General features: G+C 43.4%; 12 protein-coding genes and 1 other annotated feature. Of the genes, 6 read left to right on the plus strand and 6 right to left on the minus strand.

Annotation, left to right across the window (positions count from 1 at the left end; translation table 11 throughout):
* Positions 1-2: 2 nt before the first annotated feature.
* From ABVF09_RS06105 to refZ, 4 genes are all read right to left on the minus strand, one after another.
* Positions 3-1,142 (minus strand): cysteine desulfurase family protein, encoded by a 1,140-nt coding sequence (locus ABVF09_RS06105; protein WP_371068770.1) that lies wholly within the window; start codon positions 1,140-1,142, stop codon positions 3-5.
* A gap of 84 nt (positions 1,143-1,226) precedes the next feature.
* The gene (locus tag ABVF09_RS06110; protein WP_026771066.1) at positions 1,227-1,505 is read right to left on the minus strand and encodes a hypothetical protein; all 279 of its coding nucleotides are present in this window, start codon (positions 1,503-1,505) and stop codon (positions 1,227-1,229) included.
* Positions 1,506-1,513: 8 nt separating this feature from the next.
* Complete coding sequence (gene ezrA / locus ABVF09_RS06115) at positions 1,514-3,205, minus strand: septation ring formation regulator EzrA (protein ID WP_371068771.1); 1,692 nt, start codon at positions 3,203-3,205, stop codon at positions 1,514-1,516.
* 320 nt (positions 3,206-3,525) lie between these two features.
* On the minus strand, positions 3,526-4,173 hold the full coding sequence (gene refZ, locus ABVF09_RS06120; RefSeq protein ID WP_026569687.1) for a forespore capture DNA-binding protein RefZ: 648 nt from the start codon (positions 4,171-4,173) through the stop codon (positions 3,526-3,528).
* A gap of 164 nt (positions 4,174-4,337) precedes the next feature.
* Between refZ and ABVF09_RS06125 the strand changes: the two genes are divergently transcribed.
* Positions 4,338-4,817 (plus strand): GAF domain-containing protein, encoded by a 480-nt coding sequence (locus ABVF09_RS06125; protein WP_371068772.1) that lies wholly within the window; start codon positions 4,338-4,340, stop codon positions 4,815-4,817.
* A 296-nt stretch (positions 4,818-5,113) separates the two neighbouring features.
* Here ABVF09_RS06125 and ABVF09_RS06130 read toward each other — a convergent pair whose 3' ends face one another.
* Positions 5,114-6,988, minus strand: coding sequence for a sensor domain-containing diguanylate cyclase (locus tag ABVF09_RS06130; RefSeq protein WP_371068773.1), 1,875 nt, complete (start codon positions 6,986-6,988; stop codon positions 5,114-5,116).
* 443 nt (positions 6,989-7,431) lie between these two features.
* Here ABVF09_RS06130 and rpsD point away from each other — a divergent pair, with 443 nt between their 5' ends.
* On the plus strand, positions 7,432-8,034 hold the full coding sequence (rpsD, locus tag ABVF09_RS06135) for a 30S ribosomal protein S4 (RefSeq protein ID WP_026569685.1): 603 nt from the start codon (positions 7,432-7,434) through the stop codon (positions 8,032-8,034).
* Positions 8,035-8,936: 902 nt separating this feature from the next.
* On the opposite strand, the gene tyrS is transcribed toward rpsD, so the two are convergent.
* Positions 8,937-10,208 (minus strand): tyrosine--tRNA ligase, encoded by a 1,272-nt coding sequence (tyrS, locus tag ABVF09_RS06140; RefSeq protein WP_153464817.1) that lies wholly within the window; start codon positions 10,206-10,208, stop codon positions 8,937-8,939.
* A 76-nt stretch (positions 10,209-10,284) separates the two neighbouring features.
* Positions 10,285-10,493 (minus strand) — a binding site (T-box leader).
* A gap of 150 nt (positions 10,494-10,643) precedes the next feature.
* On the opposite strand from tyrS, the gene ABVF09_RS06145 reads away from it, so the two are divergent.
* The 4 genes from ABVF09_RS06145 to ABVF09_RS06160 all read left to right on the plus strand — a co-directional run bounded on the left by ABVF09_RS06145 (position 10,644) and on the right by ABVF09_RS06160 (position 16,447).
* Positions 10,644-13,661, plus strand: coding sequence for a transglycosylase domain-containing protein (locus tag ABVF09_RS06145; protein ID WP_371068774.1), 3,018 nt, complete (start codon positions 10,644-10,646; stop codon positions 13,659-13,661).
* A gap of 314 nt (positions 13,662-13,975) precedes the next feature.
* Complete coding sequence (locus ABVF09_RS06150) at positions 13,976-14,629, plus strand: GNAT family N-acetyltransferase (protein WP_026771061.1); 654 nt, start codon at positions 13,976-13,978, stop codon at positions 14,627-14,629.
* 1 nt (position 14,630) lies between these two features.
* Positions 14,631-15,278, plus strand: a complete 648-nt coding sequence (locus tag ABVF09_RS06155; protein ID WP_026771060.1) for an acetoin utilization AcuB family protein — start codon at positions 14,631-14,633, stop codon at positions 15,276-15,278.
* Complete coding sequence (locus ABVF09_RS06160) at positions 15,275-16,447, plus strand: acetoin utilization protein AcuC (RefSeq protein WP_153464821.1); 1,173 nt, start codon at positions 15,275-15,277, stop codon at positions 16,445-16,447. The genes ABVF09_RS06155 and ABVF09_RS06160 overlap by 4 nt, the downstream gene beginning before the upstream one ends.
* Positions 16,448-16,739: the final 292 nt, after the last annotated feature.

Here is a 16,739-nt window from a genome sequence, read left to right on the forward strand (position 1 = left end):
ATCTACCCCATTACTTCGCTAAATTGATGCAGTGTCTCGCCAAGCGCTTTACAAAACCCTTCGATTTCCCGCTGCTGGTTATGATAAGAAAGACTGATACGCAATGCAGAGCTGCTTTTCGATTCCGGCATTCCGCAAGCAGCCAATACAGCACTGACATCTTCATTTTTTGATGAACACGCTGATTTAGTCGAGATATAATATCCCTTTTCGCTTAAGGCATGAATCAGGACCTCTGGTTTAAAACCAGGAACAGATATATTGATGATATGCGGTGCATGGCCTGCGGGAGAATTGATTGAAACCTGCTTTGTCTTATCCAGGCAAGACCACAGCCTCTCTTTCATATCCAGAAGGTGTTGTTTTCCCTTTTGTTGTTCTTCCAGAATGAGACGTAAAGCCTTTACCAGGGAAACAGTCCCGGCCAGATTTTCTGTTCCAGAACGTATCGATTGTTCCTGTCCCCCTCCATGCATCAAGGGAAATAGATGGGTCCCCTTTTTTGCATATAGTAGTCCTGTTCCTTTAAGGCCATGTATTTTATGGCCTGAAATAGTGCATAAATCAATGCCGCTGTTCGTTAGTGGCAAAGGCACTTTGCCAAAACCTTGCACATGATCCACATGAAAATGCAATTTTGGATATTGCTTGGCAATTTTTCCGATTTCTTCAACCGGTTGTATGGTGCCCAGTTCATTATTGACATGCATAATGCTGATCAAAATTGTTTCTTCGGTTATCGCCGCTTCCACAGCTGCAGGATCGACAAGGCCTTGATGGTTTACTGGAAGATAGGTCACGGAAAAACCAAGACCCTCCAACCCTCTGCATGCTTCAAGCACGGATGGATGCTCGATACAGGAAGTGATAATGTGCCTGCCCCTTTTTTGATGGGCAAGTGCGATTCCTTTTATAGCTGTATTGTTCCCTTCTGTACCGCCAGAAGTGAAAACAATTTCTTCCTCTTTGACATCAAGCAATTCTGCTGCCTGCTGCCTGGCCCTCCATAAAAGCCTTTCAGCTGCAGCGCCAGTTCGATGAATCGATGAGGGATTTCCATAATACTTTTCCGACACTTGGGTAAAACTATCGATAACTTCTTGATAAGGTTTTGTTGTGGCACTATTGTCCAAATAAATCACGGAAACGTCCCTCCCCTTTTGTTATTTATGCAATCATTTATAATACCACAAATAATCCCTTGCTACAATCTTGTCAGCAAGGGATTATTTGTGGTGAATATGCAGATCGGAAAGTAATTCATCGACTGAAATGACAGGTGTTTCGACATTCGTTTCACTTGGCTTAATTTCAATCGCACCGTTTCGATATCTAATCGTACCTGCTCCAACAAACTTTCTGTCCATCCGTTTCGCCATCGAATGGTCGACTGCAAGCTTGCTGACATTTTCATGGTGAAAATCTTCCCAGAGCAACAAGGCTGCAGCAGCCCATAACAGCAGGGCGGTTCCAGTCAGTATCCCAATGAGCCAGTTTATTTTCATTGGTTCAATCAGCTCGGTACCTTACTATATGCTTCGAGTCTCTTTAACGCACCCGGCTCGACTTCCTCCAAGGCCTGAACCGCTTCTTCCAGTGCAGACTCATATTCAAACTGGCGGAATCTGTGCTCGGCTTCGGAAAGTCTTGCTGCCAACAAAGGATACTTACTCCGGTATCGATTGGCATACTGGATGACAAGTTCGACCAGCCTCGCCTGTTCCAACAGCATTTCAGTCTGCTCTGTCATGGAGGATACGGCCTTGTCAGCTTCTGTCAGCGAATGCTGGACTTCTCCCATATCGAGGGGCAGTTGTTCCAACTTCCCTGCAACATCTTCCACCCGATCTGCCGCCTCTTCGAACAGCTCCCAAATGAACACCGGGACCCCTGGTATATTACTTTTCGTCAATGTCCGGTGTGTATCTTGAAGTGCTTTCCGCATTTCAAGAATCAGTTCTTTCGCTTCCAATTCATCTTTTCTCAAAGATTGAATCTGACTTCTGAACGCTTCGTGACGCGCTTTGAGTTTTTCCAATTCATTGGCCGCTGCCTCCACTTTTTCCCGGAGTTCAATATGTGTAGCTGTATGTTCATCAAGTCCACGGTCAATACTTTCAAGATCTTCTTTCAATTGTTTGACCAATTTGTCCAGGTTTAAGTGATTCTCCAAGTCAGTATCCTCTAAATAGTAGGACTCCTGAAGACTTTCCACTTCCTGTCTCGTATCCTCGAAAGACTTCACTTCCATTTCCAAATCCCGACGGAAGGAAGGCATCTGTTTTTCTATGAAATTTTTTGCAATAGCTTCTTTCTCGAGCAATTGATACATTTCCTTCATTCGTTCATCGACATGCTCCAGAAAAGGCACGATTTCCTCCAACACACCCTTATCAAGCTGTTCTGCAAAATCCTGCAGCTTAGTCTTATACTGGTGAATCTCTTTTTCAAATCCCAGATGCGAGATATGGTATCCATCCTTTTTCATGCCAGCAATGCCGCTTTGCAGTTCATCTAACTGATTGGGAAGTGTATGGCGGCATTTTTTGTAAATACCCGGAAACTCCTCCATTTTTGTTTCTAACTCCGACAAGTGTTCGCGTAAACCTTCGACAAGGTTCTGCGCCTCAAAATAGTTGCCTTCTTCTGTAAGCTGGTGATAATTTTCGATCGTCCGATTGATTTCGTCCAATTCGCCTTCAAAACGAGCCTCTGATTTACCAAAATGATGGCGGTTATGCAGAAGTGATTTTCTGAGCTCTTTCACCCTCGGGTTCAACTCTTCGATTGCTTTCCGGCTGTTCTCTTCCGAGTCAAGCAATTGTTCCAGCTCTACATACATTTGTTCAATGTCCGACTCAATTGCTTTCAGGGCGTCCTCTACTCGAAGCAGATTTTGCTTCGAGGCAGAAAAACGGTACTTGTCTGCGGCTTCTTCAGCATCAAACAAGTATTCTTCCATATCGGGAAGTTCCCTGGTAAGAATCGAATCCCAACGACTCTTCCATTTTTCAAAATTTTCCTGGGTTTCCCCCGATAGATTCAGTGCTTTCACCCTGGATAATTCTGCACTTACATTCCTGTTCATAATATCCATCTTCCATCCTTCCAGACGGTCGACTTCATCATAAATTCTTTTGCGCCAAATAAGTCCAAAAATGATCAAAGCGATTAAAATAAGGATACCGCCTATTATGTATGCCATAAAAAACCTCCTGACTAATCCAATAAACTATGATTATATTAAAACGAGAGGAAAAAACTTCCGTTATAAAGGCAATTTCCTTCTCTGTTTCAAGCTCCGCAGCATTCAGTTGCTTTTTGGTTTGTTGCAACATCCTGATGATGATGATTACTATTATGATACCATGTTAACAGCTATTTTTGTTTATTAATTTTCAAATTTATTCACACAACGACAAATTTTTCAAACAAGGTGGCAACAGTTGTCGGATGACGTGTTTTCTTGAAGTTTTGCAGGTGGTATGGAAGCAAGAAAAAAAGCAGGTGTCGAGTTCACCCGCTTTAACGAGACAGTATGCTAGGCTTGCTTTTTTCATCCATCCCAGTGCCTTCCGACAAATAATCGATCCAACGACAGATCAACTGGACATATTTCTTCGCAAAAAAATCTTGAGACTGATTCCAATTCACCAGAGTTTTCCACTCGTTCGCGGACGAATACGGACTGTTCAGCAAGCCCTTCAACTGCACATATAAAAACTGCAAATCTAATTTTGTATTGCCGGAATCACGCAAAGCTTCTTGAAAAACGCTGTTGATCAGATAATTTTCCTTTGCCAAATAAGTGACCATCATCTCTCTGACGAACACGGAATCAAGGGATAATTCCCGATGAATGAAACAAGTGAATTGATGCTGTTCTTGCTTATAATGTATAATAGTTGCAATCATTTGCTTCAGCCGATCGATTTTCGGCTGCGCTTCGGTATTTGTCATTGTTTCCTCAAGCATATTCATGTATTGTTCATAATAGCTGGTGACAATCGATTCCAATAACCCCTGTTTGCTATTAAAATAATAGTTGATCAACGAAACATTGACCGAAGCTGAATGAGCGATATCACGTACAGACGTGCCATGGTAGCCCTTTGCATAAAATAACCTGCAAGCAGCTTCCATCACCTTTTGTTTCGTTTGATTGTTCGTCATTGGTACCACCTCCTCTTGTCTTTTACGACATAACCGGGGAGAGTCCTGCAACAGTCGCTCGTCAAATACCGCATCCATCTTGTCGAGATGCTGTTGATAATCGCGAACTGTCGCAGTGCATCAAATTAATTGTCTAAAAATGCAAAGAAAAAGGCGGGGATACAATGTTTGAAACGAAAAATTACTCCGGATCCAGAGAAAAGGATTATAAATTGCTGTTAAAGCAGTTGGAGGCTTTACTAGAAGATGAGCCAGATGTCATAGCAAACCTTGCTAATGCCTCTGCTTTACTCAATCAATTTTTGACAGATGTCAATTGGGTCGGTTTTTACATTTGGCGGGAAAATGAACTGGTATTAGGACCGTTCCAAGGTTTGCCTGCTTGTGTTCGAATCAAATCCGGCAACGGAGTATGCGGTACAGCTGTACAGGAAGGAAAAACCCAGCTTGTTGACGATGTAAATCAATTCCCTGGCCATATAGCCTGTGATGCTGCAAGCCAATCCGAAATCGTCGTCCCGCTTCATAAAGAAGATGCCATTTTTGGCGTACTGGACATCGACAGTCCAAGCAAAAACAGATTCGATAAAGAAGATCAATTTTATTTGGAACAATTCGGCAAGATTTTGGAAAAACATATTTGACAAACAGAAGTCCGACCGGGACAAATACATGTCCACCAAAGCAAAAACCGAGCGAATTCAAGATATCAATCAAATTCGCTCGGTTTTTATATGTATATTCAACAAACTTCCTTTTATCCTGCTGTTTGATGCGTGCTTCGTTATGTTAGCTGAAGCCGTGCCCGCGGAAAGCGAAGTACCTTGCCGGAGTGGAGCACGATTCATAAGACAAGGGTAAGAATGGCTTGCTTTTTTCTGACAAAAACCTAACGAAGTATCATTCGATTTTTATTTTGGTCACTCTGCTTTTGTCCGCATTACTTTAACTCCCCGATGCATTTGGCTTTGACGACGCAATTTTTCCCAAGTTCCTTTGCTTGATAAAGAGCTTCGTCCGCCCTGTCAAAAACGTTTCCCGAACGCTGATCCTGCCCTTTGTTCCAATAGGACACACCTACTGATATCGTGACCGTAGGTTCTGTAAAGGCCTCGACTTGCTGGACTAACTGGTGAGCCGTGTCCATGCCGTCATCTATGGAAGCGTTCGGAAGATAAACGGCAAGCTCTTCGCCTCCCCATCTGGCAGCGAAATCGTCTATACCTAAGTGTCCTTTTATAATAGAGGCTACTTGAATGATCAGTTCATCTCCCAGCTCGTGCCCATAGGTGTCGTTGAATTTTTTAAAGTCATCGATATCGATTAGCAAAAAAGCACCTTGTTCATCCTCGGCCAAGTGTTCCTGAAGCCGTTCATCCAAATATTTTCTTGAATATAGACTGGTGAGATAATCGGTAATGACCAAGTGTTCCAATTGTTCTCGGAGCATTGAATTGACAAAGGCAAGTGTAGAATGATGAACAAGTGATTGAATAAGCTTAAATGCTTCAAAAGAGAAATAATATGCATCTGAATGGAGTACGAAAATAGCGCCTTTGATTTGTTTCGACTGTATCATCGGTATAGCCATAACAGAATGATAGGGCAAAAATATGTCTGGATACTTGATGGAAAAATCACCAATGAACACAGCATCATGTTGTTTTTTAAGCAGTTCAAGTGTATTGCCCAGGAACTGTTTTGCTTTACTCGACAAAAAGTAATCCGTACTTCCGTCCAGGACTTCGTATTCCTCCTCGCTGTCTTCCTTGAAGAGAATGAAGCCGATCTCTTCCGCACCGAATTTATCCTTGATTTGCCGATTCACAAAAGTAGTCGTTTCAATTAACCGCAAGTTCGAATTCAAGGTATGGGACGTTTCGTTAATCAATTGCAGGTCTTCAATCAATTGTTTAGACTGTTGATAAAGACGGGCATTTTCCATTGCATTTCCAGCTTCGTTTGCCAACAAGGTGATAAAATCCACTTCTTCTGCCGGGAAAGCAGTCACAGTGGAAGCATAGATTTGCAACACGCCATATACCCCTTGCTTGCCTTTGAGCGGAATATATAAGTTCGATTCGCAGGTTTCCTTTATTTGTTCGTATTGGACTTCTCCGGTAAGGAAAGCATGGACACTAAACCGGTTAGTAACATTATCATTATAAATCAACTCTTTAGTAGGCAGGTCATCCGCCCCCGGAAACTCCTGGGACAGGTATAAATAATAATCAAATCCTGGATAAACGTTCTGCAATGTAGAGATAATCTCTTCCAATACATCTTTCGTATGAATGGATGCATGAAAGGATGACGTAACCCGGTATAAAATCCGGTGATTGTAGTTGTTTTTCGCAGTATGTATGTAATTGGATATAATACGCAGTTGACCGGAGATTTCTTCTGCTATCGTCCTGCATTCCTTCCGACACCAATCCGTAATTACATCTGTGGCTATAAAAAGAAATCCAAGCTTTTTTTCTTCATCCCTTAATGGAAGCAACAAAGACTGAAGAGAAGACGGACAAACGAACACCTCATCACCTGCTTCCACAGAATCATCCTTCGAAGCTATAGAATCCGGGAGGGTCCCCACTGTCAATTTTTCCAGCTCAGAATCATCGGTTTTCAAGCTATAACCATTTTTCCACGGATCGTAATAAAAAATGGCCGCAAATCGCACAGGTATGAATTGCTTGATTTTCTGACAAATTTTCGCAATCACTTCATCAATGGCAGGGGCACTTTCTTGCATGAAAGCATCGAGCATGCGGTACCAGCATTCACACCTCGATAATCTATTGTTGGTATCCATAAATTCTCACCTATCATTAGTAGGGCTGCTTACCACTGATGGGGAAGCGCCTGGAATGTTATGTTCTCTTCTATCTGTTAACGAAAATAATTATAAATATGATATAATCATGTCTTCCACGTATTAAGCGGAGATAGGAGATATATCCTAATTATATATGATTAAACCTTCTTTTCCTACTTATTTCCTAGAATAATTCCGAATATTTGTATTCAAGCAAACGGCCCTTGACTTCTCTATCCAAAAAAACTATAATGGACTTTGTGTAAAAAAGGTAGCCTACGTGAACCTCCGACTGTTTCATTTTGTTCCTTATAGATTGTAAGGTGTATCGTGTAACTCTCTGCTGCTGGAGCGATGGTACATGAAAACAAAATGGGCAGCGATCGGGAACACACTGTCTTATTTTATGCAAATCTTATATATAAAGGAGAAGATGTACAATGGCTCGCTATACAGGTCCTGTATGGAAAAAGTCTCGTCGTCTCGGAATTTCTTTAACTGGTACTGGCAAGGAACTAGATAAACGTCCTTACGCCCCAGGTCAACATGGTGCCAACCAGCGCCGCAAATTATCTGAATATGGTCTTCAATTGCAAGAGAAGCAAAAGCTTCGCTTCATGTACGGAATTAACGAACGTCAATTCCGTCGCTTGTTCGACCAGGCTGGAAAAATGAAAGGTATCCATGGTGAAAACTTCATGATCCTTCTCGAATCCCGTTTGGATAACCTGGTTTACCGTCTGGGTCTTGCCCGCACTCGCAGACAAGCACGCCAGCTTGTAAGCCACGGTCATGTTACCGTCGATGGCGGACGCGTGGACATTGCTTCCTACCGAGTGAAGCCAGGACAAGTGATTGGTCTTCGTGAAAAGTCACAAAGTCTTAATATCGTTAAAGAAGCTGTGGAAACAAACAACTTTGTTCCTGAATACCTATCTTTCAATGAAGATGCTTTGGAAGGAACTTACACTCGTTTCCCTGAACGTTCTGAACTTCCAGCAGAAATCAACGAAGCGCTTATCGTTGAATTCTACTCTCGTTAATAACTTGCTTGATAAAAATCTCCCCGCCTTTCATAGGCGGGGAGATTTTTTGTTCATGGGCGAAACATAAGAATATTCGGCTCATACTGAATGTGGTGGCGTCCCCTATCGTGATGTGTTTTCCTGCAGTGTGCAGAAAAACACACTCATTCCCTCTCTCTTTGTTACCCTAAAGGTTGAAGACACCAAAGGAAAAAGAGAGGGATATGAGTGAAAGGTCATTTTATCATAGAACTATTTGGGATTGGATGAAGTTCGCCGGGAAGTTCCAGCAGAGGTAGATAAAGAAGACACGTATTCGTTTTAAAACGAGATTCTTTTGGCATCAAAGACTTTAAACGATTAATTTGAACGATTAAAGCATAAAATTTTATAGCAGCAAGCAGTTAATAAGGCTCTATAGAGCGAAATGGCGTAGCAGAGAAAATAAGCGAGACTCCTGCGGAAAAACGGGCGGCCGAGACCCCGCAGCGAGCTGTGCGAGGAGGCTCGGGCGTTCATCCGTGGAAATCGAATTTATTTCCTCTGCAGCCTGAGTAAAATGGAAGAAAAATCACACCACCACATTTGACAGAGAACCGAATATTCCTGGTTTCCATGCAGCATAGCTTTCTACCAATGACGGCAATAGGAAACACGGAAATCACATCAGAAGAGTAGCTATCTCCATCCAACGAAGTCAAAGTGCGTTGACTCCAGCGGGATGAGTGCGAAATGAGTAGTTTTCCTTGCCAAGTTAGCTGAAGCCGCGCGCGCACAAAGTGAAGTACCTTGCCGGCGTGGAGAGTTGCACGATTCATAAGAAAAGGATAGAACGGTTTGCTTTTCCAATCAAAAACCGAACGAAATCGTTCGGTTTTTGATTTGGTCACTATCCCTTTTTTCAGTTTATGGAAAATCAATCATTGAAAGCGAATCAAAAAATACTTTTTCTTCCCTCTTCTTATAATGGTAAATCTGTCATCAATGCGTTCTTCAGCCCCGATGGTCTTGCCTAAATCCTGCTCCCTGTCGCCATTGATGTAAATGGCTCCGTTTTTGACATCCTCCCTGGCCTGCCTTTTAGAAGAAGAAATGCCTGCTTCTACCAATAGTTCGACAATATTAGCATCTTCTTTTGTTCTTTTGTAAGAAGGTACATCCTTGAAGCCCTGTTCGATTTCATCAGCGTTCAATGACTTGATATCTCCGCTGAACAAGGCACCGGAAATCCGTTTTGCTTGCTCAAGGGCCTCTCTGCCATGAACCATTTCTGTCATTTCTTCCGCCAACCTTGTGTGGGCTGTACGTTTTTCCGGAGCAGCCTCATGTTCTTTTTCAAGTGACCGTAACTCCTCTTGATCCATGAATGTGAAGTACTTGATGAATTTCATTACATCACGGTCGTCTGTATTGATCCAAAACTGGTAAAATTCGTACGGAGACGTTTTTTCCGGATCAAGCCATACTGCTCCTCCAGCTGTTTTGCCGAATTTGGTACCGTCCGCTTTGGTGATCAATGGCACCGTCAAACCGAAAACCTTTGCCTCTGTTCCCTGATCCTCACGCGTTCTGCGGATCAATTCCATCCCGGCAGTGATATTTCCCCATTGATCACTTCCGCCGATTTGCAGTGTACAGTTTTCTTTTTCGTAAAGGTTTTGAAAATCAAGTGATTGTAAAATCATGTAACTGAATTCAGTAAATGATATTCCATTCTGGATGCGTGATTCTACTGATTCCTTGGCAAGCATGTAATTGATGCCGAAATGCTTTCCGGTATCCCTTAAGAAATCAATGATCGTCATTTGAGAAAGCCACTCATAATTATTGCGTGCTACTGCTGCATTGTTCCCTTCTTCAAAATTAAGCAGTTTTGCAAGTTGTTGCTTGATTTTTTCGCTGAATCCTTTTACTACGTCTGCTTCGTTTAATGTTCTTTCTGTGGAACGACCACTCGGATCCCCGATCATTCCTGTTCCGCCGCCTATTAGCGCGATTGGTCGATGGCCGGAACGCTGAAATCTCTTCAATATGGTAATCGGAAGCAAATGTCCAATATGAAGGCTATCCGCCGTGGGATCGAAGCCGCAGTATAACGTCACGACATTTTCCTTTAAATGTTTTTTCAACCCCTCTTCATCAGTGGTCTGTTGCACGAGACCTCGCATTTGCAAATCTTCCAAAACATCCATGCTCAACACTCCTTTTCCGATTATTTTGTCTGGGAAATGCCAAACCATAAACAAACAAAAAAACCTCCTCCCCAAATAAAGGGACGAAGCTGTTCGCGGTACCACCCTTGTTGCATTCCAAAGAATGCCACTTGATTCAATAACGGCCAGGCAAGCCGTCCCCTGGTTTCGCAGGAGAAACTCCAGAACGTAATTCGCGGAATGGTTTTGTACTGCCTTTCAGCATCCGGCAGCTCTCTGAGTCACAGGGAACCATCCACTACTTCATTCCTTCTTCGCTTTTATTTTTCAGAAGTTCTGAAAATATTACATTTTATTTACTAATGATACATTAATACCATATCTTTTGGGTAAATGCAATATTATATAGAGGAAAACCTGCGTGCAAGTTGACTGCTGTGCTATAATATAGATTGATATTTAGGAGGTTTTGCTGTGAATCTAAAAAATTTTGCGGTCAAATATAAAGATAAGGTGAAGGAATGGTGGCAGGCAGGTAAGATTCAGAAAAACTTTCGAATTACTTACGATGTTGTTTGGAATATCATTCTTTTCTTCATTATCATCGGATGTATCGGATTGTTTTTTGCAGGTGGAACAGGGGCTGGGTACTTTGCCTCACTTGTCAAGGATGAACCGGTAAGGTCAGCAGAAAACATGAAAGAAGACATATATAACTATGAAGAAACATCGGAATTATATTTTGCTGATGACAAATACTTAGGAAACATCCGCTCTGACTTGTACCGGGAGGAAACCACTCTCGATAAAGTATCGGATTATGTGAAAGATGCCATCATCGCTACGGAGGATTCCGAATTTGAAACACATAACGGGGTCGTTCCAAAAGCGATTCTGCGTGCAATATATCAAGAAGCGACAAATTCAGCGGTGAAAACCGGCGGGAGTACACTGACCCAGCAATTAATCAAAAACCAGATTCTAACCAACGAAGTGTCTTTTGAAAGAAAAGCGAAAGAAATACTTCTGGCCATGCGCTTGGAAAAGTCACTTAGCAAAGATGAAATTCTGGAAGCCTATCTTAACATTGTCCCCTTTGGCAGAAACGCATCCGGAGACAATATTGCAGGGATTGAGACAGCAGCACAAGGAATTTTCGGTGTAGGAGCAAGTGAAATCAACCTTGCGCAGGCAGCCTTTATCGCCGGGCTTCCGCAAAGTCCGTCTTACTACACACCTTTTACCAATACAGGAGAAATAAAAGATGAAGATGCACTTCAGCCAGGCTTGAACCGGATGCAGACCGTCCTGAACAGAATGCTGGAAGCTGAATACATCACCGAGGATGAATACAAGAAAGCTTCCGACTACGATATCACGGCTGACTTTACAGAACCCACGCCTACTCCATTGGACAAGTATCCTTACTTGACCAATGAAGTGGAAGAACGTGCCAAGGATATCATCATGAAACAGCTTGCCGAGCAAGATGGATACACGGAAGAAGACATTGCAAGCAACGACTCGCTGCAGGAGGAATATAGTATTCTAGCAGACCGCAATCTACGGCGGAAAGGATACAAGATTCATACTACCATCGATAAAAAAATCTATGATGCGTTCCAAAAAATTGGCGAGGAATACGATAATTACGGCCCTGATAAGCCGCAGACAGTTATCGACCCGGAAACCGGTGAAGAAACAACCATCATGGAACCGGTCCAGGCTGCAGGGATGCTGATTGAGAACAGCAGTGGAAAAATCATCAGTTTCCTCGGCGGCCGTGGTTATGATACGTCAGAAGTAAACCATGCCACGGACACATTGCGAAACAACGGAAGTACCATGAAGCCTTTATTGGTCTATGGACCAGCTATGGAAGCAGGTGTGATCCAGCCGGGCTCCATTGTTCTTGACCATCATTTGAATGCAAGGTATCCACAACTTCCAAAAGATTGGCCAAAAAACTACACAGGCACTACACACGGACTTGTCACAGCAAGAGAAGCACTGAAAAAATCTTACAATATTCCGGCCGCCACGACGTATCAGGAAATCGTCTCCAGCGACCCGGCAACAAACTATTTGGAAAAAATGGGCTTCTCCTCCCTTACGGAAGAAGACCATACTAATGCTTCCCTGGCGATTGGTTCCTTGGGTGAAGGGGTCACCGTTGAAGAAAACGTGAATGCCTTCTCCACTTTCGGAAACAACGGCAAATTTGTCGATGCCTATATGATCGATAAAATAGAAACAAAAGACGGCGACGTCCTTTACGAGCATGAAAGCAAACCGGTGGACGTTTTCACACCGCAAACCAGTTATCTGACGGTAGACATGATGCGGGATGTACTAACCAGCGGGACAGCTACCTATACGCAGTCCATGTTGTCAAACCGAAGCGTCGACTGGGCCGGCAAGACAGGTACATCTGTTGATTGGTGGGATGCATGGTTTGTAGCCACCAACCCGAATGTGACGATGGGAACCTGGATCGGCTATGATACACCGAAAGAATTGACTTGTAATGCTCAATATCCATGTAGTACAGGATACAGCAATCGTAACATCGGGTTATGGTCCGAACTGGTCAACGCAGCCACCGAGATCGATCCGAGCCTGATGGCTCCCGACAACAAGTTCGACAGGCCGGACAATATTGTAGAGCGTTCTTTCTGTCGCACTTCCGGAATGTCCCCTTCCGATTTATGTAAAGATATCGGACTGGTAGGCTCTGATATATTCAACAGCAAATTCGCACCGGACGAAGAAGATAACAGTCTTGTTAGCGGTGATTTTGTTAAAGTTGACGGCAAGTCCGTGAAGGCCGGGGACAAATCACCTTCTGAATTCACAGACGGTGACGGTGTGTCCTTGAATCCGGACTGGCTCGAAGTGAACATGTATGATACGTTAAGTGACTTATCTGTATTGAAGCCAAGAAATGCTGGGGGAGCCTGGGATAAAGTGTCTTTCTCGGCAGGGAGCAGTGCTTCTTCCGATATTTCTGATGACGGAAAGGCCCCTTCGCCGCCTTCTTCCTTGTCCAATAGCGGGACAAAACTGAAGTGGAAAAAGTCATCAAGCAAAGATGTAGTCGGTTATCGAATATTCCGTGCAGAAAGTAAAGATGGTTCGTTCAGTTTAATCGGAAACACCACCGATTCAACCTATACTGTTCCTAGTAAAGGAGCAGTGTATCAGGTGAAAGCAGTGGACTATTTCGGACGGGAATCCTCTGCTTCCAAAACGATTCAAATCGGGAAATTGAAGGATGAATCGAAGGACAAAGAAGCTGATAAGAAAAAAGACAAGAAAAAAAAGAAAGAGGAAGACAACAAGGATAAGCAGGACGATTCTTCTTCAGATGATGGAGAACAGCAGTCAGATAACAACGAACAAGAAAACGATGAGCAGACCGAAAATCAAAACAATCAGCAGGATGATCAAGAAGACAAAAACGAAGACGGCTTAGCGGAACAAGAAGAATAGACTAAATGAGGCGGCCATCGATTTCAAAAAGCCCCCAGCATGATATCACCATGCTGGGGGCTTTTCCTTTTAAGACTGGAATTTTTCAATGGAAAGTTTGGCACTATCCTGAAAGTTTAGTTCCTCTGCGGCCAAAGGAAAATAGCCATTTCTTTGGAGTGAGCCTTTCGATAAAGAGAGGGTGGAGTGAAAAAGCATACCACCACATTTAACAGAGGCATCTTTCTCCTAGCCCTTGTCTATCATTCCTGTTTTTAAACAAGTGCAGTTCCTGTATAATGAGAATATAAAGTGTATTTACAGGTGGTGAAACGGTGAAGCATAAAAAAAACTGTCATTCCCTGCAAGTGGCAACAAGTCAGGGAAATATAATTGTAGAAGGCCCACTCCCTTCTTCTGATTTAAGAGCTTACCATTTCCATGAAGGACTTCATGCTTTCCGTCCTGCTCACAAGCAGTTTGACGCACTGCAGGATATCGCTGATTTTCCGGAAGGCCGTATTATTATTGCAAGGACGGCCGATACAATCATTGGATATGTTACCTATTTATATCCCGACCCACTTGAACGCTGGTCGGAGTTCCAAATGGAGGATTTGATCGAGCTAGGTGCCATAGAAATTGCAGCAGACTACCGCGGAAACAAAATCGGGTCCCATCTTTTAAGCGTCTCCATGCTCGATGAAGAAATGGAGAATTTCATCATTATTTCAACAGAATATTACTGGCACTGGGATTTAAAAGGAACAAAATTAAGCGTCTGGAACTATCGAAAAGTAATGGAGAAAATGATGTTTGCGGGGGGACTGACACCTGCTCCGACAGATGACCCGGAAATTGTTTCCCACCCTGCAAATTGCTTGATGGTGAGAATCGGCAAAAACGTACCGGAAAAATCGATTGAACAGTTTGACAAGCTGCGTTTTTTACAGCGGGAAAAGTACCGTTCTCTGAGGGGAGGAATCTAACATGCTTGTAGAAGAAATCATGAAAACGGAAGTGGTCACGTTGACTCCCGGGGCTACCATAGCGGAAGCATTGAAAATATTGAACGAGCGCCCCATCCGGCATATTCCGATAGTAGATTTAGAGAACCATGTAGTCGGTATAGTCTCGGATCGCGATGTCCGTGATGCCAGTCCATCCATTTTTCGGAAAGATAACATTTCGGAGGAATTGAATAATCCGATCCACACCATCATGAGCTCTCCTGTAATGACGGTTCATCCGCTTGATTTCGTAGAAGAGATAGCAGCTATCTTCTATGAACAGGAATTTGCATGCGTACCCGTGGTCCGTGAGAGCAAGCTTGTCGGGATCGTTACGGAAAAAGACATGCTGTACACGCTCATTCAGTTGACCGGTACGCATGTACAAAGTTCTCAATTAGAAGTGAAAGTACCGGACAGAGCAGGGATCCTACCCGAAGTGGCTAACATTTTCGGAAAACGAAAAGTGAATATTACTTCGGTTCTGATATATCCTTACAAAAATGATCGCCAATATAAGATTTTGGTTTTTCGCTTTCAAACCATGAACCCGCTGCCGATCAAAGCTGACTTAAAAGCAGCTGGTTATCAAGTGCTGGGACCTGATGCAGAGGATCCTGCCTTATGATCCGAGAACCTTTATTCATATATTCCAACGCATATACGGACTATCATTTCAATGCCGAACACCCATTCAACCAACAAAGAGTCGTCATGACAAAAGAACTCTTAGAAGCGGAAGGCAGGCTGTTTGATCATCACATAGTGCCACCAAGACTGGCTACTGAGGATGAGTTGGCACTGGTTCACGACCGTCAGTACATCGAGGCCGTCAAACGAGCAGGAAATGGACAATTGCAACAAGAGGAAGCATGGCAGTTTGGTTTAGGTACCGAGGATACGCCCATGTTCTCCGGCATGCATGAGGCTGCTTCACTATTGGTAGGCGGCACGCTGACAGCCATAGACAGTGTATTGAATAATCAGGCTCCTCAAGCACTGAATTTAGGCGGAGGACTACATCATGGATTTAAACGGAAGGCATCCGGTTTTTGTATATATAATGATGCTGCTGTTGCTATCAAATACATCCGTGAACATTACGGATTGCGGGTTTTATATGTAGATACGGACGCCCACCATGGAGATGGAGTGCAATCCTTCTTTTATCATGACCCGGATGTGTGTACGCTATCCATCCATGAAACAGGCAGATACTTGTTTCCTGGTACGGGAAGCACAAGTGAACGAGGGGTTAAAAACGGCTATGGATATACGTTCAATCTCCCTATTGATGCCTTTACAGAAGATGAATCTTTTATATCTATATATGAATCCGCTTTCAAAGAAGTGGCCGAGTACTTTCAGCCGGAAATCATCATCACGCAAAATGGGGCTGACGCCCACTGCTATGACCCGCTCACCCACCTATGTTCCACAACGAAAACGTTTGAAGCCATTCCAAGCTTGGCAAAAGAAGTTGCCGAGCAATATTGTAATGGTAAATGGGTCGGCCTGGGGGGCGGCGGTTACGATATTTGGAGGGTTGTCCCCCGAGCATGGGGACAACTATGGAGTGTCATGCTGACAGGGGACACTTTGACTGGACCACTGCCTGCCGATTGGAAAGTAAAGTGGGAAAGGTTGTCACCTGTTTCACTTCCTGATGATTGGCAAGACGGAAAGGGGTTGTACAAACCGATTCCTCGTAAACAAGAAATAACAGAAAAAAATCGTTTGACCCTTAATCAGTGTCTGCAATATTGCAGAAATAAGCGGCAGTATAACAATAACTGAAACGCTTCAAAACGGTGCATTTTAAAACAATCATACTCTAGAGAGGCTTTCACAATAAATATAAACTGCGACATAGTCTGAATGCGTCTATTTGACTTCCTATTTTTGTTGAGTTGGAGTTCGACGCTGCGAAAATACCCTGCGCTTTCCGCGGGCGGCTGGTGAGCTTCCTCGAGCTTGCGCTCTGCGGAATCTCACCGAGGCCTTTCCTCCCGTAGGAGTCTACAGGTATTTTCTTCGCTAGGAACAGCATTTCTGTTTAGAAACGCCTCGAAATTTTTTTATTCATAAG

It is taken from the genome of Sediminibacillus sp. JSM 1682029, assembly GCF_041366435.1.
GTDB lineage: Bacteria > Bacillota > Bacilli > Bacillales > Amphibacillaceae > Sediminibacillus > Sediminibacillus terrae.

Bases quoted from the DNA above. Each gene is read 5' to 3' on its own strand.
- ABVF09_RS06155 (WP_026771060.1), top strand. From the start codon at position 14,631: ATGCTTGTAGAAGAAATCATGAAAACGGAAGTGGTCACGTTGACTCCC.
- ABVF09_RS06160 (WP_153464821.1), top strand. From the start codon at position 15,275: ATGATCCGAGAACCTTTATTCATATATTCCAACGCATATACGGACTAT.
- ezrA (WP_371068771.1), bottom strand. From the start codon at position 3,205: ATGGCATACATAATAGGCGGTATCCTTATTTTAATCGCTTTGATCATT.
- ABVF09_RS06130 (WP_371068773.1), bottom strand. From the start codon at position 6,988: ATGGATACCAACAATAGATTATCGAGGTGTGAATGCTGGTACCGCATG.
- ABVF09_RS06110 (WP_026771066.1), bottom strand. From the start codon at position 1,505: ATGAAAATAAACTGGCTCATTGGGATACTGACTGGAACCGCCCTGCTG.
- rpsD (WP_026569685.1), top strand. From the start codon at position 7,432: ATGGCTCGCTATACAGGTCCTGTATGGAAAAAGTCTCGTCGTCTCGGA.
- refZ (WP_026569687.1), bottom strand. From the start codon at position 4,173: ATGACGAACAATCAAACGAAACAAAAGGTGATGGAAGCTGCTTGCAGG.
- ABVF09_RS06125 (WP_371068772.1), top strand. From the start codon at position 4,338: ATGTTTGAAACGAAAAATTACTCCGGATCCAGAGAAAAGGATTATAAA.
- tyrS (WP_153464817.1), bottom strand. From the start codon at position 10,208: ATGGATGTTTTGGAAGATTTGCAAATGCGAGGTCTCGTGCAACAGACC.